This window comes from Streptomyces albus subsp. chlorinus (assembly GCF_013302895.1).
In the GTDB taxonomy this organism is placed as follows: domain Bacteria; phylum Actinomycetota; class Actinomycetes; order Streptomycetales; family Streptomycetaceae; genus Streptomyces; species Streptomyces chlorinus.
Map to the genome: position 1 here is coordinate 6214455 of NZ_VJOK01000001.1, position 5275 is coordinate 6219729.

Genomic DNA, 5275 nt, shown 5'->3' on the forward strand with positions numbered 1-5275 from the left:
CGCTACGCCTACGGCACCAACGGCCTGGCCGACCTGCGGCTGGAGGACGCGCTCGCCCTCCTCGCCGACCTCGGCTACGCGGGCGTGGGGCTGACGCTCGACCACATGCACCTCGATCCGCTCGCCCCCGGCCTGGCGGCCCGCACAGCGCGGGTTGCCCGGGTGCTGGAGCGGCACGGGCTGGCCGTCACCGTCGAGACGGGGGCGCGCTATGTGCTCGATCCGCGCCGCAAACACCACCCCACCTTGCTGGACCCGGCGGCGGACGCCCGTGCCGCGCGGACGGATCTGCTGCTCAAGGCGGTACGCGTCGCCGCCGATCTGGGGGCGCACGCGGTGCACTGCTTCAGTGGGCGGCTGCCTCCCGGCACACCGCCGGAAGCGGCCTGGGCGCGGCTGGCGGACGGTGTCGGGTCGGTGCTGGACGCGGCCGGCGCGGCGGGCGTCCCGGTCGCGATCGAGCCGGAGCCGGGCCACCTGCTGGAGGACCTGGCGGGGTTCCACCGGCTGCGCACCGCGCTGGGCGGCCCCGACATGCTGGGAGTGACCCTGGACATCGGGCACTGCCAGTGCCTGGAGCCGGAGCCGCCCGCCGCGTGCGTCCGCGCCGCGGCGCCCTGGCTGCGGCACGTCCAGATCGAGGACATGCGGCGCGGTGTCCACGAGCACCTGCCGTTCGGCGAGGGGGAGATCGACTTCCCGCCCGTGCTGGCGGCGCTGCGGGAGGCGGGTTACGGCGGCCTGCTCACCGTCGAGCTGCCGCGCCACTCGCACGCGGGCCCCGAACGCGCCGCGTCGGCCTTCGACTTCCTGACCACGGCGGAGACGGCGGCCACCGCGCTCCTGGCGGCGGCCCCCGCCACGGGACGTGGGGGTGTCCGATGCTGAGTCCACTCGCCTCGCTCCGTGCCGGCCTGGAGCGGCGGCTGAAGCCGGAGGGGCGCGCGTGGCTGCGTCAGGCACTCTCGGAGGCGACCGACGTCACCGAGCCCGCCGGGCCGGCCGGGCTGCCCCGCTGGGAGCTGCACTTCGTCACGGCGGGCCGCCGGTGCGGCCCGGCACCGCACACGGAGGGCGGCGCTCCCGATCCGGTCGACGCCGCCCGCGTGCTCATCCTGCACGCGGCGGCACCCGGTACCGACGCCCTCGTCCGCCTCTACGGGAAAGGATCGGCCGACGAGCGGCGGGCCGTGCTCCTCGCCCTTCCGCATCTGGACCCGCCGCCTCGGACCGCACGCGCGCTCTCCCTGGTGGAGGACGCGCTGCGGACCAACGACACCCGGCTGGTCGCCGCCGCGCTGGGGCCGTACGCCGCCGCGCACCTGGACGCGCACCAGTGGCGGCAGGGCGTGCTCAAGTGCCTGTTCACCGGGGTGCCGACGGCCGCCGTCGCGGGGCTCGAACACCGGGCGGCGGGGGATGACGAGCTGGCCCGGATGCTGGAGGACTACGCCCGGGAGCGGACCGCGGCCGGCCGCACGGTTCCCGAGGACCTGGCGTACGTGCTGCGCCTGGCCCGGTTCGAGGAGTCGCGGGACACCCCGCACCCGCCCGGCCCCCACCGCCCCGGCCCCGACCCGTCCGTCCCCGACCCGTCGGGCCACCCTCCGCCCGCCGCGCCGCACCGGCGGTCGCAGTCGCGGTCGCAGCCGAGGCCGCCGGAGTCCCCGCCGCAGTCGCCGCGGTCACCGCAGCCGCGGTCGCAGTCGCCGCAGCCGCGGTCACCGGAGTCGTAGCCACCGCCACAGCGAGGAGCGTGACGCCCCATGCCGACGCAGTCCCGCAGCATCCCGCGCATCTTCGACCCGCACATCCACATGACGTCCCGCACCACCGACGACTACGCCGCGATGTACCAGGCGGGGGTGCGCGCCCTGGTGGAGCCGTCCTTCTGGCTCGGTCAGCCGCGCACCTCGCCGGCCACGTTCTACGACTACTTCGACTCGCTGCTGGGCTGGGAGCCGTTCCGCGCCGCCCAGTACGGCATCGTCCACCACTGCACGCTCGCGCTCAACCCGAAGGAGGCCAACGACCCGCGCTGCACCCCGGTGCTGGAGGAGCTGCCGCGCTACCTCCTCAAGGACGGGGTGGTGGCCGTCGGCGAGATCGGCTACGACTCGATGACCCCGGCCGAGGACACGGCGCTGGCGGCCCAGCTGGAGCTGGCCCTCGTCCATGAGCTGCCCGCGCTCGTGCACACCCCGCACCGCGACAAGGCGGCGGGTCTCGCCCGCACCCTCGATGTGCTGCGCGAGTCGAAGCTGCCGCCCGAGCGGGTCGTGCTCGACCACCTGAACGAGACGACGGTGGGGCCGGCCGCGGACAGCGGCTGTTGGCTCGGCTTCTCCATCTACCCGGACACCAAGATGGACCCCGACCGGATGGTCCGCATCCTGCGGGTGCACGGCACCGAGCGGGTGCTGGTCAACTCGGCGGCGGACTGGGGCAGGAGCGATCCGCTCAAGACCCGGCACGTGGCCGAGGCGATGCTGGCCGCCGGGTTCGACGAGGACGACGTGGACCGGGTGCTGTGGCGCAACCCGGTCGCCTTCTACGGCCAGAGCGGACGGCTGCGCCTCGACGCCGTACCCGCGGGCGAGCGGCTGTTCGCGGGCAACTCGATCCTCCGCGGCGGAGAGTGAGGGCGGCGCACCATGCGATTCCGGCACCCCGACGGATCGACCGTCCACCTCGCCTACTGCACCAACGTCCACGCGGCCGAGCAACTGGACGGCGTCCTGCGCCAGTTGACCGAGTACGCCGAGCCCGTGCGGCGCAGACTCCACCGGGACCGGCTCGGCATCGGCCTGTGGCTGGCCCGCGACGCCGCCCGCGCCCTCACCGACGACCCGGCGGCCGTACGGCGGCTGCGCGGCGGGCTGGACCGGGCGGGGCTGGAGGTCGTCACCCTCAACGGCTTCCCCTACCAGGGGTTCGGTGACGAGCACGTCAAGTACCGCGTCTACCGGCCCGACTGGAGTGACGACGCGCGCCTGGACCACACCACCGACCTCGCCCGGCTGCTGGCCGCGCTGCTTCCCGAGGATGTGCGCGAGGGCAGCGTCTCCACCCTGCCGCTCGCCTGGCGCACCGGCTTCGGCGCCGAGGCCCGGCGCCGCGCCCTGAGCCGCCTGCACACCCTGGCCGCGCGGCTGGACGCGCTGGAGGAGCTGACCGGCCGCTCCGTCCGCGTCGGCCTGGAACCCGAGCCGGGCTGCACCGTCGAGACCACCGCGGACGCCGTCGCGGCGCTGACGGGCGAGGACGCGCCGCCCGCGCACCGCATCGGAGTCTGCCTGGACACCTGCCACCTGGCCACCGCGTTCGAGGACCCCGCCGCGGCCGTGGCCCGGCTGACCGGCGCCGGACTGTCCGTCGTCAAGTCGCAGCTGTCGGCCGCGCTGCACGCCGAGCAGCCGGAGCGGCCCGAGGTGCGCTCCGCGCTCGCCGAGTTCGCCGAGCCGCGCTTCCTGCACCAGACCCGCACCCTCACACCCGCCGGCGCCCTGCGCGGCACCGACGACCTCGACCGGGCCCTCGCCCCCGGAGCGCTGCCCACCGGCGGCCCGTGGCGGTCCCACTTCCACGTCCCGCTGCACACGCCCCTCGCCCCGCCGCTGGCGGCCACCACCCCGGTGCTCCGCGAGACGCTGGGCCACCTGGTCGGCGGACCGGCACCGCTCACCCGCCACCTGGAGGTGGAGACCTACACCTGGCAGGCCCTGCCGCCGTCGCTGCGCCCCACCACCCGCGCCCAGCTCGCGGACGGACTCGCCGCCGAACTGTCCTGGACCCGCGACCTGCTCATCGACCTCGGCCTCAAGGAGCTGCCGTGACGGAACCCCTGCTGGTCCTCGACGTCGTCGGGCTCACCCCCGCGCTGCTGGCCCACACGCCGAACCTGCGGGCACTGGCCGAAGGCGGCTCCCGGGCGCCGCTGCACACCGTGCTGCCCGCCGTCACCTGCGCCGCCCAGTCCACCTTCCTGACCGGCGACCTCCCCTCCGGGCACGGCATCGTCGCCAACGGCTGGTACTTCCGCGAACTCGGCGACGTCCTGCTGTGGCGCCAGCACAACGCGCTGGTGGGCGGCGAGAAGCTGTGGCACGCGGCCCGCGCGCGGCAGCCCGGCTACACGGTGGCGAACATCTGCTGGTGGTACGCGATGGGCGCCGACGTGGACTGGACCGTCACCCCGCGCCCCGTCTACTACGCCGACGGGCGCAAGGAACCCGACTGCTACACCCGCCCGCCGGACCTGCACGACGAACTCGTGGCCGCGCTGGGCGACTTCCCGCTGTTCACCTTCTGGGGCCCCGGCGCGGACCTCACCTCGTCGGAGTGGATCATCGGCGCCACCCGCCACCTGCTGCGCACCCGCCGCCCCGACCTGGCCCTGGCCTACGTACCCCACCTCGACTACGACCTCCAGCGGTACGGGCCCGACGACCCCCGCGCGCACCGGGCCGCCGCCGACGTGGACGCCGCCCTCGCCCCGCTGCTGGCCGACGCGCGGGCGGAGGGCCGCACCGTCGTGGTGCTCTCCGAGTACGGCATCACCCGGGTTCGCCGCCACGTGGACATCAACCGCGCCCTGCGCCGCGCCGGACTGCTGGAGGTGCACACCCAGGACGGCATGGAGTACCTCGACCCGTGGACGTCCCGCGCCTTCGCCGTCGCCGACCACCAGCTGGCCCATGTCTACGTCCGCGACCCGGCCGACCTGCCCGCCGCACGCGAGGCGCTCACCGGACTGCCGGGCCTGGAGCGGTTGCTGGACGAGACGGGCAAGAAGGAGGCCGGCCTCGACCACCCGCGCTCCGGCGAACTGGTCGCGCTCGCCGCACCCGACGCCTGGTTCACGTACTACTACTGGCTCGACGACCGCCGCGCCCCCGACTTCGCGCGGCTGGTGGAGATCCACCGCAAACCCGGCTACGACCCGGCCGAGCTGTTCATGGACCCGCACGACCCCTACGTCAAGCTGCGGGCCGCCGCCGCGCTGGCCCGCAAGAAGACCGGCATGCGCTACCGCATGGCCGTCGTCCCCCTCGACCCGTCCCCGGTCCGCGGCAGCCACGGCCGCCTGCCGGAGCGCACCGAGGACGGCCCCGTCCTGCTGTGCTCCCGCCCCGGCGCGCTCGGCGCCGCGGCGGACGGGACGCCCTTCCCCGCCACCGATGTGAAGCGCCTGCTTCTCGACCTCGCACTGGGAGATGCCTCATGACGTGCGGACCCGCACACCCCCAGCACCCCGAACTCGACCGCACGCTGC

At 75.3% G+C, this 5275-nt stretch carries 5 protein-coding genes; all 5 read left to right on the plus strand.

The window, feature by feature from the left end; genetic code table 11:
- On the plus strand, positions 1 to 888 hold an 888-nt coding region (locus FM076_RS26950; RefSeq protein ID WP_173873481.1), incomplete at its 5' end, for a sugar phosphate isomerase/epimerase family protein.
- Positions 882 to 1736, plus strand: a complete 855-nt coding sequence (locus FM076_RS26955; protein WP_173873482.1) for an EboA domain-containing protein — start codon at positions 882 to 884, stop codon at positions 1734 to 1736. The genes FM076_RS26950 and FM076_RS26955, both read left to right, overlap by 7 nt.
- A 30-nt stretch (positions 1737 to 1766) precedes the next feature.
- Complete coding sequence (locus FM076_RS26960; RefSeq protein WP_173873483.1) at positions 1767 to 2642, plus strand: TatD family hydrolase; 876 nt, start codon at positions 1767 to 1769, stop codon at positions 2640 to 2642.
- Between the two features lie 12 nt (positions 2643 to 2654).
- Positions 2655 to 3836, plus strand: coding sequence for a metabolite traffic protein EboE (gene eboE / locus FM076_RS26965; protein WP_173873484.1), 1182 nt, complete (start codon positions 2655 to 2657; stop codon positions 3834 to 3836).
- Complete coding sequence (locus FM076_RS26970) at positions 3833 to 5227, plus strand: alkaline phosphatase family protein (RefSeq protein WP_173873485.1); 1395 nt, start codon at positions 3833 to 3835, stop codon at positions 5225 to 5227. The genes eboE and FM076_RS26970 overlap by 4 nt, the downstream gene beginning before the upstream one ends.
- The last annotated feature ends 48 nt before the right edge of the window (positions 5228 to 5275 follow it).